The following is a 21,200-nucleotide window of genomic DNA, read 5'->3' as shown; positions in this document are numbered from 1 at the left end:
GTCAGCCCCGGTGACGCGCGAGGAAGTCCAGCAGCACCGGGAAGTAAGCCTGGGGTTCCTCATAAAAGGGCATGTGGCTGCTGTTGGGGAACACGTGCAATTGAGCATGTTTGGCGGCCAGCTTCATGCGCAGCGCGCAGGCGGGCGTAAGTTCATCGTGCTGGCCGGTGGTGATCAGGATCGGCATTTTGAAGTCGGCCATCTCAGGAATGCGGTTCCAGTCCTTGAGGTTGCCAATGTAGAGAAATTCGTTGGGGCCTTGCATGGTTTCGTACGGGCCCATGTTCCAGTCGCCGAGGGAGCGTTTGACCGGCTCGGGCCACTCGTCCAGGCGACAGACGTGACGGTAATTGAGCAAGGTGATCGCGGCCTGGTACTGCGGGTGATCCAAGGTGCCCATGGCTTCATGGCGCTGCATCATGGCCACGGTTTCGCTGCCGAGGGCGCCGCGCAGGCGTTCGAGCTCCTGGGTCAGGTGCGGAATGTCGCCGACGGTGTTTTCCAGGATCAAGCTTTTCAGTGCGTCCGGGTAATGAATGGCGTACTCGATGCCTAACCAGCCGCCCCAGGAATGCCCCAGCAAGTGCACCCGGCCCAGACCAAGGGTTTGGCGCACGGTCTCGACTTCTTCGACATAACGGCCGATTTCCCACAACGAAACGTCGGTGGGCCTGGCTGATGCACCGGTGCCAAGCTGGTCGAATGCAACCACTCGCAGGTGATGCTCTTTGAGCCAGCCATGGGCGTCGCGCAAGTAGTCACACGGCAGGCCCGGGCCGCCATTGAGGCACAAGAGCACCTCATCGCCGTCGCCAAAGCTGTAAACCACGAGATTATGGCCGTCGACTTGCACGTTGTACTGCTGATCGGGGGCAATTTCACGCCACATGCATACATTCCTTGTGTTGTATCGGCCTGGCGGGTGGTAGCTGTTTATCAAGCCAACACTACCGAGGATGCCGTGCGCCCATAACCTAGTATTTCTTATAGGTTTGGTCTGGCAGTCCTTCGCCGGGGCGTGGCATTCTACTTGCCGCAAGTCGAGATTCAAATGAATTCGGGAGCAGAACGGATGCTGGCCAAGCTAACTGCCTTCAATAACCGTCTCATGCCAGGCGGGAGCCTGGATGAACAGATGGACAATACGTTTATTCTTGCCCAGCAGTTGGGCTTCGATGCGCTGGTGTACGACTACACCCCGGTGCCTATCGATCAGGACGGTTCGCTGATCACGCCCTCGGTGCTGGAGCTGCGCAATACCCCGCCCGACTGGCACGCGTTATGGTGCAGCGAAGGGTTTTACCAGATCGACCCGGTGCAACACTTGGCCCTGAGCACGGTGTCGCCGTTCGTGTGGTCCTATGAGGCGAAAGCCGATACCGCGCTGCAAAAAATCATCGACCCTTGCCATGCGCCCGTGTCCTCTTACCTGCATGAACGCCAACTGACCTGCGGCGTCAGCGTGCCCATTCATCTGCCGCGCGGCGGCTTCGCGTCGCTAACCGGGCTACGCACCGGCAAGGCCAACACGGTAGTGAAGGATGCGCAGCAGACTCTGGCGGATTTCAGCCTGATTACCCATGCCCTGCAGGAAGCGGCCTACCCGCTGTTCAGCAAGGAACTACGCACTTACCCGCATATTCACCTGACTAAACGCGAGCGTGAATGCCTGAAATGGGCCGCCGACGGCCTGACCGCTGCCGAGATCGCCACGCAATTGAGCCGCTCATTGGCGGTGGTCACCCTGCACCTGGCGTCGGCGATGCACAAGTTGGGGGCCAAGAACCGCGTGCAGGCGGTGGTACGCGCTACCCATTACCGTTTGCTGGAAGATTGAGCCGTCCGCAAAACCTAGCTGTTTTGCTAGTTACTTAAACCTCGCGTGCCGATTATCGTACCCCTGATCCTTTTTTCAGAGCAGGGTACGAAATGGAATTCATCGATAAAGTCCGCGAAGGCTATGCGGCATTCGGCGCCTACCAGACCTGGTACCGCGTTACCGGCGACCTGACCACCGGCCGTACTCCGTTGGTGATCATTCACGGCGGTCCCGGCTGCACCCACGACTATGTCGACGCCTTCAAAGACGTGGCGGCCAGCGGCCACGCGGTGATTCACTACGACCAGTTGGGCAATGGCCGCTCCACGCATTTACCGGAAAAAGACGCATCTTTCTGGACTATCGACCTGTTCCTCGCGGAGCTGGACAACCTGCTGGACCACCTGCAAATCAGCGATAACTACGCGATTCTCGGGCAATCCTGGGGCGGTATGCTCGGCAGCGAGCATGCGATCCTGCAACCGAAGGGCTTGCGCGCGTTTATCCCGGCCAACTCGCCCACGTGCATGCGCACCTGGGTCAGCGAAGCCAACCGCCTGCGCAAACTACTGCCTGACGGCGTGCATGAAACCTTGCTCAAACACGAACAGGCCGGCACCTACCAAGACCCGGAATACCTCGCCGCCTCGCGGATTTTTTATGACCAGCATGTGTGCCGCGTGATCCCGTGGCCGGAAGAAGTGGCGCGCACCTTCGCCGCAGTCGACGCAGACCCGACGGTGTACCACGCCATGAGCGGCCCCACTGAATTCCACGTGATCGGCAGCTTGAAGGACTGGAGTGTGATTGGCCGCCTGTCGGCAATCAATGTGCCGACCCTGGTGATCTCCGGTCGGCATGACGAAGCCACGCCGCGGGTGGTCAAGCCATTCCTGGATGAGATCGCGAAGGTGCGCTGGGCGCTGTTTGAAGACTCCAGCCACATGCCCCACGTGGAAGAGCGCCAGGCGTGCATGGGGACCGTGGTGAAGTTTTTGGATGAGGCGTGTTCAGTGCCACACAAAGTGCTGAAGGCTGGCTGAGTTCTAAGGGTGGGAGGAGGCTTACTCCCGATGACAGTGTGTCAGTCACCAAAAGTGTCACTGAACCACCGTCGTCGGGAGCAAGCCCCCCTCTCACATTTTTAGACGTCGGTGGTCTCAGGTTTTACGGACTTCCTTGCCACCTCCGCCACCACCGGAATTTCCTTCCCTTCAGCGTCAAACAACCTGCCGCCCTTGAAGTAATCCCCATCGCGCAATGCCGCCACATCGTGGAAGCACAAACTGCGCTCAGTCCCGGCCACGAACACCGACTGCTGGTCGGAGTTACCTGCGGTGAAGTGGTTGAACGCCAGGTTCAGCACTATCGCCATGACCGCCGACGAGCTGATGCCCGAGTGGAAAATGGTCGCGAACCAGGTGGGGAAGTGGTCGTAAAAGGTCGGCGCCGCGATGGGGATCATGCCAAAACCAATGCTCGTAGCGACAATGATCAGGTTCATGTTGTTGCGATAATCCACCTTCGACAGCGTACGAATACCACTGGCCGCCACGGTGCCGAACAGCACAATCCCAGCCCCGCCCAGCACGGAGGTCGGTACAGCGGCAATCACCCGCCCCATGAAGGGCAGCAGACCTAGCACCACCAGGAACACCCCGCCAGTGGCCACTACAAACCGACTTTTCACCCCGGTCACGGCCACCAGGCCGACGTTCTGGGCAAATGCGCTTTGGGTGAATGAACCAAAAATCGGCGCGAACATGCTCGACAGCATGTCGGCCCGCAAGCCATTGCCCAGACGTTTGGAGTCGACTTTGGTGTCGATGATTTCGCCCACTGCCAGGATGTCAGCCGAGGTTTCCACCAAGGTCACCATGACCACGATGCACATGGAAATGATCGCCGCCACATGGAAGGTCGGCACGCCGAAATGGAAAGGTGCAGGGAAACCGAACATCGGCCCCTGGGCAACGCCGGAGAAGTCGGCCATGCCGAGGAACACCGCGATCACAGTGCCGATCACCATCGCCAGCAGAATCGACAACCGCGAAATCGTCGCACTGCCAATTTTGCTCAGCAGCAACACCAGCACCAGGGTCAATGCCGCCAGGCCGATGTTGGCCATGCTGCCGAAATCCGCCGCGCGGCTGTTGCCGCCCATGGCCCAGCGCGCCGCTACCGGCATCAAGGTCAAGCCGATGGTGGTGATCACAATGCCGGTGACCAGCGGCGGGAAAAACTGGGTAATCCGCGAGAACACCGGCGTGATCAACAGGCCGATCAACGAGGCGGCCATCACCGCCCCAAGAATCGCCGGCATACCGCCGGCGCCATCACTGCCGACAATCGCCACCATGGTTGCCACACCGGCAAACGACACGCCCTGCACCAGCGGCAACTGACAGCCAAAAAACGGCAAACCGAGGGTCTGCAACAGCGTGGCCAAGCCACCGGCAAACAGCGACGCGGCGATCAACAGGCCGATATCCGCAGGCGACAACCCGGCCGCCTGGCCGACGATCAACGGCACGGCAACAATGCCGCCGTACATGGTGAGCACATGCTGCAGGCCGTAAGCCATGTTGGCTGCGACGCCGAGATTCTCATCTTCTGGCCGCTGCGGTGACGCCTTCGGGGTAGTCATGGTGAGGGGTTCTCTGTTTTTGTTGTGCGATCACTGTATGCAATGTTTGGACTGTATGTCCATAGAGTTGTATACAATCATTCGAACAAGATACCCTCCATTGGCGTTACAAAAACAATCCGGCCGTCATGAGCCAGAACGCAAAGGACCTAGAGCAATGAAGAAGGCATTACAGGGTGCAACCGTTGCACTGACCCTCCTCGGCGGCGGGGAGGCTGTCGCGGTGGAGTGGATGAACAACAGCGTGGGGTTTCGCTACGGCCAACACTTTACCAACCCGAATAACCCCGACGACTTCAGCAAGCGCATCTACAGCTTCACCCATGCCAGCGGCTACCAATACGGCAGCAATTACCTGAACCTGGATGTGTTCCTTTCCGACAGCCGCGACCCGCGCAAGGGCACCGATCACGGCGCCAGTGAGGTCTACGCGGTGTACCGGCATCAGTTGTACGCTTCACGGGTATTTGATGTGCCGCTCGGCACCGGGCTGATCAAAGATTACGCCCTGACCCTGGGCTTTGACGCCAACCGCAACAACAACCTCGCCTCAGCCAAAAAACGCGCACTGATGATTGGCCCGACGTTGAAGTTCAACACCGTCGGCGTACTGGATTTGAGCCTGATGTACTACAAAGAAAGGAACCACACCGGCATCCCCGGCGCGCAAGAGTCGAACCACACCTTCGACGGCACCTACATGCTCAACCTGACCTGGATGCGCCCGTTTGACATCGCCAACCACGCGGCGAAGTTCCAGGGGTTCATCAATTATGTCGGCGACAAAGGCGAGGATTATCACGGTCGTGACACCGCGCCGGAAGGCCTGATGCGCACCGCGCTGATGGTGGCGGTGCGACCGGGTAAAAGCGTCAAGCCGAACCTATATCTCGGAGTGGGTTACGAGTACTGGCATAACAAATTCGGCGTGGACGGTGGGCGGGGTACTCGGACCTCAACGCCTACGCTGAACATGGAAGTCACGTTTTAATAACTGAAGAAACCGACTCCAAATGTGGGAGCGGGCAAGCCCGCTCCCACATTTTTCATCACATTTGAGCTTTAAGCGTTTGCGAGTTCCGAATTGTCCGTCTTCGGGCGCGCCAGCCAGTACCCCAACACCGCCAACGGCGCCGTCGCCAGCATCACAATCACGGTAATCAGCAGCGGCTGATCAATCATCGACGACACCAGCAGACTGCTGAGAAAACACAGCCCCAGTTGCAAGGTGTTCTGCAGCGCCGCCGCCTTACCGGAGTTTTCCGCAAAGGGCATCAGCGCATTTGCCACTACGATGGGGTAACTGGCACCGTTGACCAGCGCCATCAGGCAGAACGGGATCAACAAGGTCGTGAGAGTCGGCACGGTCAACGTCGCGACCAGATACAACGCCACCATGCTGATGCAATAAGCCACCAGCAACCAAGGCAACAGCAATTTGCCCTGGTAATGCTGCAAGGCGCTGCGGCAGCTGTAGCCACCGATCAGAAAGGCCAAGGTCGGCAGCACATAGCTCAAGCCGATGTCATTCGGGCTGTAGCCCATACCACCGAGGATGAAGGGCGAAGCCGTCAGCCAGGCGAAGAAACTGGCCGAGCACGCGGCAAAGATCATCACGTTGCCAGTGAACACGCGAGAGGTCAGCAACTGCCCATAACCGAGGCGCGAAGGTTCGCCCTGCTCTGCGCGACGCTTCGGCATTTTGCGCAGCAACAACGTCGGCAGCAGCAACAGCAACGACACGCCCAGCAACACCGCGAAGATTGCCTGCCAGCCGAAGTGATTCAACACCATGGCCCCCAACAGGGGCGCCAAAGCCGGTGACAGCGACATCAGCGGCATGATGCTGGCGAACACACGGTGCGCCTTATCAGCCGGGTAACGGTCGATGACCAGCGCCTGCCAACTCACCGCTGCGGAACACACCCCAATCGCCTGGATAAAACGCAACGCCAACAATTGCGGCGCGGTTTCGACCCAGAACATGCCCGCGCACCCCAGCACAAACAGGCTCAGGCCCGTCAGCAGGACCGGCTTGCGCCCCAGGCGGTCGGACAACGGCCCCCACAACAGCTGCCCCACCGCAAACCCGGCGAGGAAAATACTCAAGCTGGCGCCCACGGCACCGGGGCTGATGTGCAGTTGTTCGCCCATGGCGCCGAACGCCGGCAAGTACATGTCCATGGCGAGATAACCGAGCATGCTCAGCCCCGCCAGATACCAAGTGAAACCAAAAGAATTTTTCATTGAAGCCTTGCTGAACCTGCCATCAAACAATTTGCTGACTGGCGCCCATTATGAAGCTGACAGTTTGTGTGTGAAGCGATAATAATTGGATACTCTTATCAATTTTTTTGAAGGCAGCTGCCATGTGGTCCGAATACTCACTGGATGTCGTCGATGCCGTGGCGCGCCATGGCAGCTTCAGCGCCGCCGCCCAGGAGCTGCACCGCGTGCCCTCCGCCATCAGCTACACGGTGCGCCAACTTGAGGAATGGCTGGCGGTGCCGCTGTTTGTACGCCGCCATCGCGACGTGGAACTGACCCCCGCCGGGCGCCTGTTTATCGACGAAGCCCGTGGTGTGATGAAAACAATGCTCGGCACCCGGCGTTTGTGCCAGCAGGTGGCGAATGGCTGGAGCGGCCAACTGAAAGTGGCCGTGGACTCCATCGTCAAACCCCAGCGCTGTCGGCAACTGGTGCTGGACTTCTACCGGCAGTTTCCCGAGGTGGAATTGCTGCTCGAATACGAGGTGTACAACGGCGTATGGGACGCCCTGGCCGATGAGCGTACCGACATCGTGATCGGCGCCACCAGTGCGGTGCCAGTGGCCAGCCACTTCACGTTTCGCGACATGGGCCTACTGAACTGGCTGTGCGTGGTCAGCGCCAGGCATCCGTTGGCGGCGCTGGACGGTTTGCTCAGTGACGACCAACTGCGCCCCTTCGCCTCGCTGTGCATGACCGACACCTCGCGCAACCTGCCCAAGCGCGACACCTGGACCCTGGATAACCAACGCCGGCTGGTGGTGCCCAACTGGTCCTCGGCAATTGACTGCCTGCGCGTCGGCCTATGCGTCGGCATGGCCCCGGCGCACCAAGTGTTGCCGTGGATCGAACGCGGCGAGTTGGTAGCGCTGCAATTGAGCCGGCCGTTCCCGGCCAGCCCGTCGTGCGTGGCCTGGGCGCAGAATAAACTGTCGCCGGCGATGAGTTGGTTGTTGGAGTACCTGGGCGATACCGAAACCATGAATCAGGAATGGCTGAATGGCCCAGATCGCTGAACATCACGCCGCCCACATTTTTGACCCGGTTTCAATCCACTAGACGGGTGATGGCCCGCACGATCATCTCCACCTCTTGGGCAGCCAGCGTCAGCGGTGGCAGCAGGCGAATGATCTTGCCGCGCGTCACGTTAATCAGTAGGCCATGCTCGTGCGCCGCACGCTGGGCCAGGTCACGATAAGGGCGGGCCAGTTCGATGCCGATCATCAAGCCCTGCCCACGAATCGCCAGCACCTGCGGGTGCTCACTCAACTCCACCCGCAACCGCGCCAGTAAATGCGCGCCCTGTTGCGCAGCATTCTGCAACAAGCCCTGCTCTTCAATAATGGCCAGCACCGTGCAGCCCACGCGGCAGGCCAACGGGTTGCCGCCGAAGGTACTGCCGTGGCTGCCGGGGGTGAACAATTGAGCCACTTCAGCACGGGCCAGGCAAGCGCCGATGGGCACGCCGTTGCCGAGACCTTTGGCCAGGGTCATCACATCCGGCACGATGCCTTCATGCTGGAACGCAAACCAGGCGCCAGTGCGGCCAATACCGGTCTGGATCTCATCGAGCATCATCAGCCAACCGCGGCGCGTGCAATGCTCGCGCAGGGATTTCAGGTAGCCGGGCGGCGCTGGCAGCACGCCACTTTCGCCCTGAATCGGTTCCAGCAGCACCGCCGCAATGCGCGAGCCGAACTGTTGCGTGATGGCTTCCAGCGCCGCCAGATCGCCAAACCCCACCTTGAGAAAGTCCCCCGGCAAGCGCTGGAACCCCAGGCGCACCGAAGGTCCATCACTGGCGGCCATGGTGCCCAGCGTACGCCCGTGAAAAGCGTTTTCCATCACCACCACCAGGGGTTCTTCAATGCCTTTTTTCCAGCCATGCAGCCGTGCCAGTTTCAGCGCCGTCTCGTTGGCTTCGGCGCCGGAGTTGTTGAAGAACGCGCGGTCCAGTCCGGACAACTGCGTCAGGCGCTCGGCCAGCCGTTGCTGCCAGTCGATGCTGTAGAGGTTGGACGTGTGCAATAGCAGGCCCGCCTGCTCACTGATCGCCGCCACCAGCCGCGGGTGCGAATGCCCGACATTGGTCACCGCCACACCGGCCACCGCGTCGAGATATTCACGCCCCTGCTGGTCCCACAGGCGCGTGCCCAGGCCACGGGTGAAGCTCAGAGCCAAGGGTTGATACGTGGTCATCAGGCAGGCGGCGGTCATGGTGGCAAGCTCCAGTGCATCGTTGGGATAGGTGCAGTATCGTTAGCCACCCAAGCTGGATAAACTGCGCATTCCTGTAATGACTTTAAATCAGGGCTTGATAATGGACCTGTTCCAGGCGATGTCGGTGTACGTGAAAGTCGTGGAGACCGGCAGCATGACGGCCGCCGCGCAAGAGTGCGGAATGTCGACCACCATGGTCGGCAATCACCTGCGCGCGCTGGAACAACGCTTGGGCGTCAGCCTGCTCAAGCGCACCACGCGCAAACAGAGCCTCACCGAGTTTGGCGGGCAGTACTACCAGCGCTGCTTGCAGGTGCTGGGGCTGGTGGCCGACTCCGAGTTACTGGCGGAGCAGATCCACAGTGAAACCCCTAAAGGCAGCCTGCGTATCACCGCACCACCGGTGTTCGGCACCGAACGCCTCGCACCGGCCCTGAGCGAGTTTTCCCAGCGCTACCCGCTGATCGACCTGTACGTGATGCTAAGCAATGAGCGGATGGACTTGGTCGACAGCGGCTTCGACGTGGCGATCCGCCTCGGTGAACTGGAACCTTCCAGCCTGATCGCCCGGCCACTGCAGGCCTACACCCTCACCCTTTGCGCATCACCTGACTACCTGGCGCGACGCGGCACGCCTTCGAAACCCGCAGACCTGCGGCAACACGACTGCCTGGCATTCGCCTACCCTGCGACCGACAACTGGCGCGACACCGACAAGCTCTGGCGCATGACCGGCGAGGAAGGCGAGGTAGAAGTTCCGGTGTCCGGCCCACTGACCATCAATAGTTCGCAAGGCTTGCGCCAGGCGGCGGTGAACGGCATGGGCATCATCATGCTGGCCGATGCTCTGGTGCAGCCGGACCTGGAGAGCGGCAAGCTGGTGGCCTTGCTGACCACCTATCAACTGTCCAGCCGCCCCATGCACTTGCTCTACGGCCAGGACCGTTATCGCCTGCCAAAGCTGCGCGCCTTTGTGGATTTCGCCATGGAAAAGTGGGCGCGCTAGAAGCCCACGCCCAGCTCACGCAAGCGTGCAGCGGTATGCTCGGCCGAAACGTGGTGAATACCCTGCCACCCTAGGGCGACCGCCGCCTCGATATTGCCGGCCACATCGTCGATAAACACCACTTCACTGGCCTGGATATCCGGCAGATGGGCGCGCACCTGGCTGAGGCTCGCGTGATAGATCGCGGCATCCGGCTTGATCAGCTTCAGCTCACCTGACACCACGATGTCGCGCAAATACGCCAGGAACGGATAGTTGGCCCGCGCATAAGGGAAGGTCTCAGCCGACCAATTGGTCAGCCCGAACAACGGCATATTGGCTTGATGCAGGCCTTCGAGAATGGCCACGCCTTCCGGCAATGAGCCGCGCAACATCTCATGCCAGCGGTCGTAATAGGCCTGGATGAGAGGTTCATGTTGCGGGTATTGCTCGATCAGGTGACGAGTGCCTTCGGCCAGGCTGCGGCCGGCGTCCTGCTCGGTGTTCCAGGCTTGAGTACAGATGGTGTCGAGAAAGTGCTGCCGCTCGCGATCGTCGGCAATTAGCTTGCGGTACAGGTGGTGCGGGTTCCAGTCGAACAGGACACCGCCGAAATCAAAAACTACTGCACGAATCGTCATCAGATCCTCCGTTAGCGTGGCTTGATAGCCGGTGGAGTCTGGCAGATTAAGGACGGTAGTGGGAGCGCGATGGCTTGTAGGAGCGGTCCGGCTTCACACAAAGCAAATGTGGGAGCGGGCTTGCTCGCGAAAGCGGTGTATCAGCCAACCTATCTGGCGACTGACACTCCGTATTCGCGAGCAAGCCCGCTCCCACATTTTTAACTGCATTTATGCTTGAACTAAACCATTGATCTTAACGGTCGGGTTCACATCCGCTTCGTAGTCAACGCCGTCGACTTCAAAACCGAACAAGCGCAGGAACTCAGCCTTGTAACCGGCAAAATCACTGATCTCGTTAACGTTGTCGTCAGTCACCTGGTTCCACAACGCCGCTACGGCGTCTTGGACTTTCGGCTCCAGCTCAGCCAGGTCGGCCCGCAGGCGGCCGTCGGCGTCAAGCTTCGGCTCGTTGCCATACAGGCTATCCTTGAACAGGCCATAGACCTGCTCGATGCAACCTTCGTGGGTGCCCTGCTCTTTCATCACTTTAAACAGCAGCGACAGGTACAGCGGCATGATCGGAATGGCCGAGCTGGCCTGGGTGACCACGGCCTTGAGCACCGACACACGGGCGTCGCCCTTGAGTGCCGCGAGGTTGTCGCGCAGGGTCAGGACTTTTTTGTCCAGGTCTTTCTTGGCTTCGCCGATGGAACCGTTCCAGTAAATGTCCTGGGTCAGCTTCTCACCGAGGTAGGTGAACGCAGTGGTCTTGGCACCTTCGGCCAGTACGTCGGCGTCACGCAGGGCGTCGATCCACAGCTGCCAATCTTCACCACCCATGACTTTTACGGTGCCGTCGATTTCTTCTTGGGTCGCAGGTTCAAGGGTGGTGTCGACCACAACGCCTTTGTCGGTGTTGATACCGCGCAGGGTCACGGCCTTGCCGATCGGCTTAAGGGTGGAGGTATGCACCACGCCTTGCGGGTCGGTACGGCGTGGTGCCGCCAGGCTGTAAACCACCAGGTCGATCTTGCCCAAATCTTTCTTGATGGTTTCGATGGTCAGGCGCTTGATCTCGTCGGAGAACGCGTCGCCGTTGATGCTCTTGGCGTACAGGCCTTTTTCAACCGCAAACTTCTCGAACGCCGCGCTGTTGTACCAGCCGGCGGAGCTCAGCTTGCCTTCTTCGCCTTCTTTCTCAAAAAACACACCCAGGGTGTCGGCGCCGCATCCGAACGCTGCACTAATGCGCGCGGCCAGGCCGTAACCGGTGGAGGCGCCGAGGACCAGCACCTTCTTCGGGCCGCCTTCGATGACGCCGTTTTTGGTTACGTAGTCGATCTGTTCCTTGACGTTCGCTTCACAGCCAACAGGGTGAGCGGTCACACAGATAAAGCCACGAACCCGCGGTTTGATGATCATAAAATTTCTGCCTCTTCCAAGGTGCCGAAGGCCAATGGTGGCCATTCAACTTAATCGTACCGGTCTATGACGTCCAAAAAACCGAAGCGTCACGATAGTCGCAAATCTTCTGTTTACAAAATTCAATCGGCGCAGCGCTTTTTGGCGCGCGCCTGCTACCGTTCACAATCTCACCCGGTAGCCTTTATGAGCCGGACCATAAACGTGAAGGTTTGTTCAATTCCTTCACAATTTTGCAATATTTAAAACGCCTATTCGTCGCTGAACGCCTTATCATAGGGGGATGTATCTACATGTTTCACTTCCCCACCACTCGCAGCCACGGATCCGGACCTGTCGAATGGCGTCCAGCTGGAGCTGAGTTTCATGAGCAAGTCTGCCTTACGCAAAAAAGCAGTGTCGGTCGCCTGGGTCATCGGCGTTCTGCTGATTATCTGCCTTTTTCCCCTGACCACCGCGGTATTCCTCGGGCTGGTGCTGGTGTGCGGTGTCTACGACTTCCTGCGCAACGGCCTGTATGACGCCGATACCATCAAGAAATACTTCATCGGCAGCGGCCGTAACACCTGGATACTGGCACCGTTCAACACCCTGTTCGATCTGCTGAGCCTGCGTAACCGTCATGTCTACACCCTGCGCGACCTGCCGCCTGCCTGGCGTGAAGACCTGCAGCAAGTGATTGACGACGCCATGGCCAACAAGGATGAAATCATTAGCTACCTGGATGAGCGCATGGCCGAGAAGAAGCGCGGCATGTTGTTTTTCCAATGGTACGGCCGCCCAATCGAAACCACCCTGAACATCCCGCAACTGCGCAAGAAACTGCCGTTTGTGAAGACCATCGGCGTCTCGGTGTTCAACGAGAACCGCTCGACATCCTTCCACTTCGGCCCGCTGCGCATGATGTTCCGCGTGCTCTACAACATGGCGCCAGCACCTCACCACGAAGGTGTCTACATCCAAGTGGGCAAGCACAAGCATTATTGGCACGATGACCCGCTGTTCATCTTCGATGACACGCTGATGCACGCGTCCTTCAACAAGAACGACGCAAAGCGTTACTGCCTGTTTATCGATATTGTGCGGCCGACCTTGCTGCCCTCCGTGCTCAACGCCGTGATCGCGGGCTTTGCCGGGCTGGTCTTTACCCTGCGTCGGGTTTTCTACAAAAACTGGAAGCTGATTCAGTAAGTTCTGCGGCATGATGGTGCTGGACGGTGTTTGCGCCTTGCCTATGAGGCGGCCAAACTACAGTCTCGTGCGACCGAACTCGGCGCTCACCCTTTTCAAGCCATCGCTGCCCGTGACGGGTGCGGTGGCTGCGCCTTCAAGGAATCAGAATGCCCCAACGTCAAGTCATCAATGCCTCCGTCAGCCCCAAGGGCAGCCTCGAAACCCTGTCCCAACGTGAAGTCCAGCAACTAAGCGAAGCCGGTACCGGCAGCATCTACACCCTCTTCCGTCAATGCGCCTTGGCCATCCTCAACACCGGCGCGCATATCGACAACGCCAAGACCATCCTCGACGCCTATCAAGACTTTGAAGTGCGCATCCATCAGCAGGACCGTGGCGTGCGCCTGGAACTGCTGAACGCGCCAGCCGACGCCTTCGTCGATGGCGAAATGATCGCCAGCACCCGCGAGATGCTGTTCAGTGCCCTGCGTGACATCGTCTACACCGAGAATGAGCTAGGCAGCCAGCGCATTGACCTGAGCGACTCCCAAGGTATCACCGACTACGTGTTCCACCTGCTGCGCAACGCCCGTACGTTGCGCCCGGGTGTCGAGCCGAAAATCGTGGTGTGCTGGGGTGGACACTCGATCAATACCGAAGAATACAAATACACCAAGAAAGTCGGCCACGAGCTGGGCCTGCGCAGCCTCGACGTGTGCACCGGTTGCGGCCCCGGCGTGATGAAAGGCCCCATGAAGGGCGCGACCATTTCCCACGCCAAACAACGCATTGCCGGCGGGCGCTACCTGGGCCTGACCGAGCCGGGTATCATCGCGGCCGAAGCGCCGAACCCGATCGTTAACGAGCTGGTGATTCTGCCGGACATCGAAAAACGTCTGGAAGCCTTCGTGCGCGTCGGCCACGGCATCATCATCTTCCCGGGGGGCGCTGGCACGGCCGAAGAGTTCCTGTACCTGCTGGGCATCCTGATGCACCCGGACAACTGCGATGTACCGTTCCCGGTGGTCCTCACCGGCCCGAAACACGCGGCCCCTTATCTGCAACAGCTGCACGCCTTCGTCGGCGCCACCCTCGGCGAAGCGGCGCAGGCGCACTACCAGATCATCATCGACGACCCGGCCGAAGTGGCGCGCCAGATGACCGCAGGGCTCAAAGCAGTGAAGCAGTTCCGCCGCGAACGCAACGACGCCTTCCACTTCAACTGGCTGCTGAAGATCGACGAAGGCTTCCAGCGCCCCTTCGACCCAACGCACGAAAACATGGCCAGCCTGCAACTGAGCCATGCGTTGCCACCCCATGAACTCGCCGCCAACCTGCGCCGCGCGTTCTCGGGGATCGTGGCCGGCAACGTCAAGGACAAGGGCATTCGCCTGATCGAGCAGAACGGCCCGTACGAAATCCACGGCGACCCGGCCATCATGAAGCCGTTGGATGAACTGCTACAGGCGTTCGTTGCCCAGCACCGTATGAAGTTGCCGGGCGGCGCGGCGTATGTGCCGTGTTATCGCGTGGTGCAGTAACTAGCGCTGCACCGCCACACATTTGATTTCCACCAGCAGACCGGGGTGTGCCAGTTCGGACACCCCGATTGTGGTCCAGGCGCAATGCCCGCGTGGGAACAGGCGGTTTTTCACCTCACGAAAAACCGCCATGTGCTGGCGCATGTTCACGTGGTACGTGGTCATGTCCACCACGTCATCGAAGCTGCAACCGCCCTCCTCCAATACTTCCCTCAGGTTTTCCCAGGCCGCGATAAATTGCGCCTCGGGATCGTCGATCACGGCCAGTTGCGGCGTACGGCCGACCTGGCCTGCGCAGTAAAGAGTGTTGCCAACTTTTACTGCAGGAACGTAGCCGGCGCGCTCGACTATGGGTTGCATGGCGGCAGGAATGATCAGGAGGCGGTCGGTCATAGCTTGTATCTCTTGAGGCCGGAGGAAAGCGTGTGAGAGCGCACAGTTCGAACTAGGGTTTTACCTGTTCCCACTTACTCACACCAGAGAGCGACCTATGGACCAACGGATCTTGCCCTTCATCAGTCCTTACCCTAGGGTAAGGAATATCACGATGGAGATCTTCACTATGGCGACCGCCACACTTACCTCGAAAGGGCAAATCACCATCCCTATCCAAGTCCGCACAGCGCTGGGCCTGGAAACCGGCGACCGGGTTGAATTTGTCGAAACGGAAGACGGAAAGTTTTCCATCATTGCCGCGAGCAAAACCGTGCATGACCTCAAGGGGTTGATCCGCAAGCCCGCCCAGGCCGTATCGATCGACGCCATGAACCACGCCATCGCAACCCAGGGAGCAAAAGCGCGATGATCGGCCTGGATACCAATGTACTGGTGCGTTATGTCACCCAGGATGACCCGGTCCAATCACCCAAGGCGTCGGAGCTGATCGAATCGCTCACTGCACTGTCGCCGGGCTTTGTCAGCCTGGTCTCGGTGGTGGAACTGGTCTGGGTTTTACAAAGCTGTTACCAATCGGCCAAGAGCGAGGTGGTGACCGTTCTGGAAACGCTGCTGCGCACACGTGAATTGACCGTGGAACATGCCGAGATCATCTGGCAGGCACTGCGACGATTCACGGCGGGCAAAGCCGATTTCGCCGACTACCTGATAGAGCGCTGCGCCCATGCGGCCGGCTGCGAATACACCGCCACCTTTGATCTGAACGCGGCCAAGGCAACCGGGATGAAACGGCTGACCTGAGCCACACCATTGCGACACCGCTCAGGCTTTGGTAAAAACCGCGTTCAACCTTGATCAAGAGACAGACTCACGTGCGCATGCTGCTACTCGCTACTTTGAGCTTGGCCTCCACCCTGGCCTCCGCCGACACCATCGTCTGGCCCGACCTGCCGAAAACCTGTTTCGTCAGCGGCCGCTCTGCCACCAGCGTGGATGTCGACAGCGGCTGTGCAGCGTTCTTGATCAACGTGCAAGGCAAAGCGGCGGGTACGCCGATCAAGCTGGCTATTCCCCAGTACGCCCTGCATGTGGACGAAGGCACCGGCAAGGAAACACCGGTGATCATCATCCAGGCCGAAGAGAACGGCGAGATCAAGGCGGTCGGCTACAAGGAATTGGGCACTGATCAACTGGGTGCCGCGCTGTTGCGGGAAGTTCGGCTTCTAGGTACCCAGAAGCCGATCTAGACGTTGTTTCGGCCGGGGCTCAGCGAACCCAGCCACCGCCCTGCCAGTGGTAACCGTCATTGCGTTGCACCCAGTGCGGATGCACATAACGATAGCCTTCGCGCACTTGCTCCCAATGGCCGTGCACCGCGACGTATCGCCCACCTTCCCAACGCCAGTAACCGCGCGACCATAAATAGCCATAACGGGCTGCGGGTTCGACTTCGATCACCTGGACCGGTGGCGGTTGTGGCGCAACCACTTCGACATACTCACGCTGTACCGGCCTGCGGTCATGCACAACGCGCTCTTGCACACACCCGGATGCCGCGACGACCACTGCCGCCATTGCTGCATAACGTAGCAACATACAAATATCCTCGGGCGCTAACGCCCAACACCTGCACCAGTAAAAAATGCCCCCGTGATTCAGCCGCGCTCCTGCTAAGGCCTGGGTTCTTTGTAACAGGTGATGTCTGTCAGGTTGCTGAACCCTGCGAGGGCTGCCTTTAAAACAAATCGATGAGAACCGCATGACATAGCTTCGATCACTGATCAACAGTGCTTTGACCTACCCTTATCAATCGCCAGGATGTTCTACAGTGTTTCAGCGAATTGAAACCTACGCTCAGAACGCCCGCAGTCCAAAGGCGAGCATGTGATACTCATGAAGCCGACGACGGGCATACAGACACCCTTTTTATACATATTAAATATGCATAATGAAATCATTCGATTACGAGTATGACCCCGAAAAAACAAACTTAACAAAGATAAACACGGAGTAAATCTTGCGGACGCAGAAATGGTGTTTTATGACGACAGAGCCCTTAGAGATTTAGAAGATAAGGACCATGACGAACAGAGATGGGTCGCGGTAGGGCTGGACGCAGCGGGCCGGTTACTAATAGTAGTGTTTACCTACCGAGCCCCTGACACCATCCGGGCTATAAGCGCTCGTAAGGCAACTGCAAAAGAACGTAGATCCTACGCAAGAGGTAAGCGATGAAAAGTGAATATGATTTCAGCGAAGCCACGCGGGGACCGATTGCCAGCAGCAAGGGCAAAACCCGTATTACTATCATGCTGGATGACGCCGTTATCGAGGCTGCGCGTGATCGAGCCGAAAATGCCGGAACGGGCTATCAGACGATTATTAATAATCTCCTACGCCAAGCATTGGTGCCAGAGACTCATAAACTGACTTCGCCGACGGCCAAAAAACCAGCATCCAAATCTCGCACGACAATTAGCCGTACAGAAGTGGCCATTTTGGAGAAAAAAATGGCAAGTCTCGTGATTGAGATGCAGCTATTTCTGGATAATCCAGAGCACAAAGCCCCCAAGGCCAAAGTAGCAGGCCAGAAAAAAACGCAGATGGCTGACGCGGACTGAGTAAGAAAACCTCCCGAATGGATTGAATCCCGAATTTCAGCGACGGGAAAGCTGGACAAAAAAAGCCCGCTGACCGTTACCGGTTCAGCGGGCTTTTTAACATCAGGCTTGGCTTACAGCGCCAGGTCAGACGCTGGCTTACTCGGCTCAGCCGCAGGCTTGGCAGCCTCGGTGGCCTTTGGCGCGCTCATCTGCGGGATCGCAGGTGGAGGGGTCAGTTGCAGCACACCGGCGGTGTAGGCCCATTCCTTAGCAACAGCCTCAGGGCTGTCGTTCAGCTTGGTGCCGTAGCTCGGTACGATCTGGTGCAGTTTGGCCTGCCACTCAGGGGTCGCGACCTTGTCCTTGAACACTTTTTGCAGCACGGTCAGCATGATCGGAGCCGCGGTGGACGCGCCTGGCGATGCACCCAACAGGCCGGCGATGGTGTTGTCGGCGGAGCTGACCACTTCGGTGCCGAGTTTCAGGACGCCGCCCTGCTCTTCATCACGCTTGATGATCTGCACGCGCTGACCGGCTTGCCACAGGCGCCAGTCGGATTGCTTGGCGTTCGGGAAGTACTCTTGCAGCGCCTTGAAGCGGTCGTCATCCGACAGCATCAGTTGGCCGGCGAGGTACTCGACCAGTGGGTATTCACGAATACCGACTTTGGTCATCGGCCAGATGTTGTGGGTGGTGGTGCTGGTCAGCAGGTCCAGGTACGAGCCTTCTTTGAGGAACTTGGTCGAGAAGGTTGCGAATGGGCCAAACAGAATCACGCGCTTGCCATCCAGCACGCGGGTGTCCAGGTGCGGAACCGACATCGGTGGCGCGCCAACCGAAGCTTTACCGTAGGCCTTGGCCATGTGCTGCTCGGCGATGGCCGTGTTATCGGTCACCAGGAACGAACCGCCAACCGGGAAGCCCGCGTATTCCTTGGCTTCAGGAATGCCCGACTTTTGCAGCAGGTGCAGGGCACCGCCGCCGGCGCCGATGAACACGAACTTGGCGTCGGTTTCAGTCTTAGTGCCGTCTTTCAGGTTTTTGTAGCTCACACGCCACGAACCGTCGGCGTTCTTGGTGATGTCCTGCACTTCGCTCGACAGCTTTAAGTCAAACTTCGGCGTGGTTTGCAGGTGAGCGACGAACTGGCGGGTGATCTCACCGAAGTTCACGTCGGTGCCGATTGGGCTCCAGGTGGCAGCGATCTTCTGCTTCGGATCACGGCCTTCCATCATCAGCGGAACCCACTTGGCGATCTGCGCCGGATCTTCGGAGTACTGCATGCCGGCGAACAGCGGGCTCGCTTGCAGGGCTTCATAGCGTTTTTTCAGGAACTTGATGTTGTCATCACCCCACACAAAGCTCATGTGCGGTGTGGAGTTGATGAACGAACGCGGGTTCTTCAGCACGCCCTGCTGGACCTGCCAGGACCAGAACTGACGGGAGATCTGGAACGCTTCGTTGATCTCGACCGCTTTCGGGATCTGAACGACGCCGCTGCTGTCTTCCGGGGTGTAGTTCAGCTCAGCCAACGCCGAGTGACCGGTACCGGCGTTGTTCCAGCCGTTGGAGCTTTCTTCGGCCACGCCATCGAGGCGTTCGACCATCTCCATCGACCAGTCCGGCTGCAGCTCGTTGAGCCATACACCCAGGGTCGCACTCATGATGCCGCCGCCGATCAGCAGCACATCGACTTTCTTTGCCTCTTGCGCGTGAACGGAGGTGATCCCCATCGACAAAGCCAGCCCCAGCAGGGCAGTGTTTACTTTTTTAAACATCAGTAGCACCTATGATAAAACGCCATCCGCCCCACCGCCCCTGAGCATGGGCAACCCGCCATCACGCTGCGTCAGGCAACGCACCGCGGGGTTTGCACATTCACGTAAGGACCGCAGGGTGGGCACACAAGGTCGACGTATCGACCTCACTGTTTTTGTCCCTTCTGCGCTGACTTCTTATCATTATTGGCTTCAGCTACCTGGGCGACAGCCAACCGCCGGGGCGTATACGGATGTACGCACCGGGGCAAGACTAGACCAAGACGGCGCGCAGAATATCACGCTAAACAGCGTTTATGCGCCGTTTAGCCAATTGACAGCGCTAAAAATGGAGTTTTCCGAGGCCCTGTCAAGCCGAGCGAGCGCGACGTGGGGTCACAGGGTAGCAATCGAGTGAAACTCTCGCGCTTAAGGCTGTTCTAGACACCTTCGTCGCTGCTTGCGTAGCATCGGCGGCGGTCCTTCGTGCACTCCATCCACACAGAGTTACCCATGACTATCCAGCAAACACCCGGGCACGTGCTGCCCGCGCGCAACGCCGCCAAAATGGAAGCTGCCATGGCCGTGGGCGCCTTCGCGATCGGCACCGGCGAATTCGCCATCATGGGCCTGATGCCCGACATCGCCCACAATTTGAATTTGAGTGAACCGCAAGTCGGCCACGCCATCAGCGCCTACGCTCTGGGCGTGATGGTCGGCGCCCCGCTGCTGGCCATCCTCGGCGCCAAGCTGCTGCGCAAACACATGCTGTTATTGCTGATGGGCCTGTACGCGCTGGGCAACCTCGCCACCGCCTTCACCCCGACCTTCGGTTCGCTGGTGGCCTTCCGCTTTATCAGCGGCCTGCCCCACGGCGCCTACTTCGGCATCGCCGCCGTCGTCGCCTCCAGCATGGTGCCCAACGACAAACGCGCCGGCGCCGTGGCCCGGGTGATGATGGGCCTAACCCTGGCCATGCTGCTCGGCAACCCCATCGCCACCTTCCTGGGCCAACACCTGGGCTGGCGCTCGGCATTCGCGCTGGTCAGCGCCATCGCCGTGTGCACCCTCTTCTTGGTCTGGCAATTCGTCCCCGACCGCCGCGACGAACCGCGCAGCGACCCACGCAAAGAACTGCGTGCCTTCACCAAACCGCAGGTGTGGATGGCGCTGTCGATTGGCGCAGTTGGGTTTGCCGGGATGTTCTGCGTGTTCAGCTACCTCGCCCCGACCATGCTCGAAGTGACCAAAGTCTCGCCACAATGGATTCCCTTCGGCCTCGCCGCCTTTGGCGTGGGCGGCATCATCGGCAACATTGCCGGCGGCAAACTGTTCGACCACATGCAGTTCCGCGCGGTGGGCTTAATCTTGGTATGGTCGATAGCCGTGCTGCTGTTCTTCTCCTTCGCGGCATCGTCGCTGTGGGGCGTGCTGCTGAGCATGGGCCTGGTCGGCACCATGGTGGCGTTGGCCGCACCGCTGCAAATCCGCCTGATGGACATCGCCCACGAAGCCCCGAGCCTGGCGGCGGCGTCCAACCACGCAGCATTCAACCTGGCGAACGCGCTGGGCCCGTGGTTTGGCGGCATGGCGATTACGGCGGGATACGGCTGGACCAGCACCGGCTACATCGGCGCCGCAACAGCGCTGGCCGGCCTGGGCATCTACCTCATCGCCCGCCGCATGAAGGGCGGCCACTAACCCCCACATGTGGGAGGGGGCTTGCTCCCGATAGCATTAGGTCAG

At 59.3% G+C, this 21,200-nt stretch carries 21 protein-coding genes and 1 pseudogene; 13 read left to right on the top strand and 9 right to left on the bottom strand.

Annotated elements, in window-relative coordinates; all coding sequences use genetic code 11:
• Nucleotide 1 precedes the first annotated feature (1 nt).
• Entirely contained in the window at nt 2–889 is an 888-nt protein-coding gene (locus FW764_RS11355) for a proline iminopeptidase-family hydrolase (protein ID WP_446434012.1), read from the bottom strand.
• A 183-nt stretch (nt 890–1,072) separates the two neighbouring features.
• Here FW764_RS11355 and FW764_RS11350 point away from each other — a divergent pair, with 183 nt between their 5' ends.
• Nucleotides 1,073–1,837 (top strand): LuxR family transcriptional regulator, encoded by a 765-nt coding sequence (locus FW764_RS11350; protein ID WP_446434011.1) that lies wholly within the window; start codon nt 1,073–1,075, stop codon nt 1,835–1,837.
• Nucleotides 1,838–1,929: 92 nt separating this feature from the next.
• Entirely contained in the window at nt 1,930–2,862 is a 933-nt protein-coding gene (locus FW764_RS11345; protein ID WP_446434010.1) for a proline iminopeptidase-family hydrolase, read from the top strand.
• A 101-nt stretch (nt 2,863–2,963) separates the two neighbouring features.
• On the opposite strand, the gene FW764_RS11340 is transcribed toward FW764_RS11345, so the two are convergent.
• Nucleotides 2,964–4,466 (bottom strand): nucleobase:cation symporter-2 family protein, encoded by a 1,503-nt coding sequence (locus FW764_RS11340; RefSeq protein WP_446434009.1) that lies wholly within the window; start codon nt 4,464–4,466, stop codon nt 2,964–2,966.
• 157 nt (nt 4,467–4,623) lie between these two features.
• On the opposite strand from FW764_RS11340, the gene FW764_RS11335 reads away from it, so the two are divergent.
• On the top strand, nt 4,624–5,457 hold the full coding sequence (locus FW764_RS11335; protein ID WP_446434008.1) for a nucleoside-binding protein: 834 nt from the start codon (nt 4,624–4,626) through the stop codon (nt 5,455–5,457).
• Between the two features lie 71 nt (nt 5,458–5,528).
• Here the strand turns inward: FW764_RS11335 and punC are convergent, their stop codons facing one another.
• Nucleotides 5,529–6,713: a purine nucleoside transporter PunC gene (gene punC, locus FW764_RS11330; RefSeq protein ID WP_446434007.1), complete on the bottom strand. Its 1,185-nt coding sequence runs from the start codon at nt 6,711–6,713 to the stop codon at nt 5,529–5,531.
• A 122-nt stretch (nt 6,714–6,835) separates the two neighbouring features.
• Between punC and punR the strand changes: the two genes are divergently transcribed.
• On the top strand, nt 6,836–7,750 hold the full coding sequence (gene punR, locus FW764_RS11325) for a DNA-binding transcriptional activator PunR (RefSeq protein WP_446434006.1): 915 nt from the start codon (nt 6,836–6,838) through the stop codon (nt 7,748–7,750).
• Between the two features lie 31 nt (nt 7,751–7,781).
• Here punR and FW764_RS11320 read toward each other — a convergent pair whose 3' ends face one another.
• Nucleotides 7,782–8,951 (bottom strand): acetylornithine/succinylornithine family transaminase, encoded by a 1,170-nt coding sequence (locus tag FW764_RS11320; protein ID WP_446434005.1) that lies wholly within the window; start codon nt 8,949–8,951, stop codon nt 7,782–7,784.
• Between the two features lie 103 nt (nt 8,952–9,054).
• Between FW764_RS11320 and FW764_RS11315 the strand changes: the two genes are divergently transcribed.
• Nucleotides 9,055–9,960, top strand: coding sequence for a LysR family transcriptional regulator (locus tag FW764_RS11315; protein WP_446434004.1), 906 nt, complete (start codon nt 9,055–9,057; stop codon nt 9,958–9,960).
• Here FW764_RS11315 and FW764_RS11310 read toward each other — a convergent pair.
• A complete protein-coding gene (locus FW764_RS11310; RefSeq protein ID WP_446434003.1) occupies nt 9,957–10,580 on the bottom strand; it encodes an HAD family hydrolase in 624 nt (207 codons plus the stop codon). The genes FW764_RS11315 and FW764_RS11310 overlap by 4 nt on opposite strands.
• 210 nt (nt 10,581–10,790) lie before the next feature.
• The gene (gene fabV / locus FW764_RS11305; protein WP_446434002.1) at nt 10,791–11,984 is read right to left on the bottom strand and encodes an enoyl-ACP reductase FabV; all 1,194 of its coding nucleotides are present in this window, start codon (nt 11,982–11,984) and stop codon (nt 10,791–10,793) included.
• A gap of 366 nt (nt 11,985–12,350) precedes the next feature.
• Between fabV and FW764_RS11300 the strand changes: the two genes are divergently transcribed.
• Both FW764_RS11300 and ppnN read left to right on the top strand, forming a co-directional pair.
• Nucleotides 12,351–13,175 (top strand): aspartyl/asparaginyl beta-hydroxylase domain-containing protein, encoded by an 825-nt coding sequence (locus tag FW764_RS11300; protein WP_407022321.1) that lies wholly within the window; start codon nt 12,351–12,353, stop codon nt 13,173–13,175.
• Nucleotides 13,176–13,324: 149 nt separating this feature from the next.
• Nucleotides 13,325–14,698, top strand: coding sequence for a nucleotide 5'-monophosphate nucleosidase PpnN (gene ppnN / locus FW764_RS11295; RefSeq protein WP_446434001.1), 1,374 nt, complete (start codon nt 13,325–13,327; stop codon nt 14,696–14,698).
• Here ppnN and FW764_RS11290 read toward each other — a convergent pair whose 3' ends face one another.
• A complete protein-coding gene (locus tag FW764_RS11290) occupies nt 14,699–15,091 on the bottom strand; it encodes a RidA family protein (protein WP_446434000.1) in 393 nt (130 codons plus the stop codon).
• Nucleotides 15,092–15,245: 154 nt separating this feature from the next.
• Here FW764_RS11290 and FW764_RS11285 point away from each other — a divergent pair, with 154 nt between their 5' ends.
• The 3 genes from FW764_RS11285 to FW764_RS11275 all read left to right on the top strand — a co-directional run bounded on the left by FW764_RS11285 (nt 15,246) and on the right by FW764_RS11275 (nt 16,341).
• Nucleotides 15,246–15,503, top strand: a complete 258-nt coding sequence (locus FW764_RS11285; RefSeq protein ID WP_083359519.1) for an AbrB/MazE/SpoVT family DNA-binding domain-containing protein — start codon at nt 15,246–15,248, stop codon at nt 15,501–15,503.
• Nucleotides 15,500–15,895 (top strand): PIN domain-containing protein, encoded by a 396-nt coding sequence (locus FW764_RS11280; protein WP_083359520.1) that lies wholly within the window; start codon nt 15,500–15,502, stop codon nt 15,893–15,895. Before FW764_RS11285 ends, FW764_RS11280 begins: the two co-directional genes overlap by 4 nt.
• Nucleotides 15,896–15,972: 77 nt before the next feature.
• On the top strand, nt 15,973–16,341 hold the full coding sequence (locus tag FW764_RS11275) for a hypothetical protein (RefSeq protein WP_446434180.1): 369 nt from the start codon (nt 15,973–15,975) through the stop codon (nt 16,339–16,341).
• A gap of 19 nt (nt 16,342–16,360) precedes the next feature.
• On the opposite strand, the gene FW764_RS11270 is transcribed toward FW764_RS11275, so the two are convergent.
• Nucleotides 16,361–16,690 carry a YXWGXW repeat-containing protein gene (locus FW764_RS11270; RefSeq protein WP_446433999.1) on the bottom strand — a complete coding sequence of 110 codons (330 nt, stop codon included), beginning with the start codon at nt 16,688–16,690 and terminating at the stop codon, nt 16,361–16,363.
• 352 nt (nt 16,691–17,042) lie between these two features.
• Between FW764_RS11270 and FW764_RS11265 the strand changes: the two are divergent.
• Together FW764_RS11265 and FW764_RS11260 are read left to right on the top strand one after the other, a co-directional pair.
• Nucleotides 17,043–17,329, top strand: a pseudogene (locus tag FW764_RS11265) (BrnT family toxin).
• Nucleotides 17,326–17,715, top strand: a complete 390-nt coding sequence (locus tag FW764_RS11260) for a BrnA antitoxin family protein (protein WP_446433998.1) — start codon at nt 17,326–17,328, stop codon at nt 17,713–17,715. Before FW764_RS11265 ends, FW764_RS11260 begins: the two are co-directional and overlap by 4 nt.
• Nucleotides 17,716–17,828: 113 nt before the next feature.
• Here FW764_RS11260 and mqo read toward each other — a convergent pair whose 3' ends face one another.
• Entirely contained in the window at nt 17,829–19,475 is a 1,647-nt protein-coding gene (gene mqo / locus FW764_RS11255; RefSeq protein WP_446433997.1) for a malate dehydrogenase (quinone), read from the bottom strand.
• A gap of 492 nt (nt 19,476–19,967) precedes the next feature.
• Between mqo and FW764_RS11250 the strand changes: the two genes are divergently transcribed.
• Nucleotides 19,968–21,155: an MFS transporter gene (locus FW764_RS11250; RefSeq protein ID WP_446433996.1), complete on the top strand. Its 1,188-nt coding sequence runs from the start codon at nt 19,968–19,970 to the stop codon at nt 21,153–21,155.
• Nucleotides 21,156–21,200 lie beyond the last annotated feature (45 nt).

The sequence above is a fragment of the Pseudomonas sp. 1152_12 genome (genome assembly GCF_052850675.1).
The sequence above is the reverse complement of the archived record's forward strand: the minus strand, read 5'-3'. Positions and strand labels throughout refer to the sequence as shown.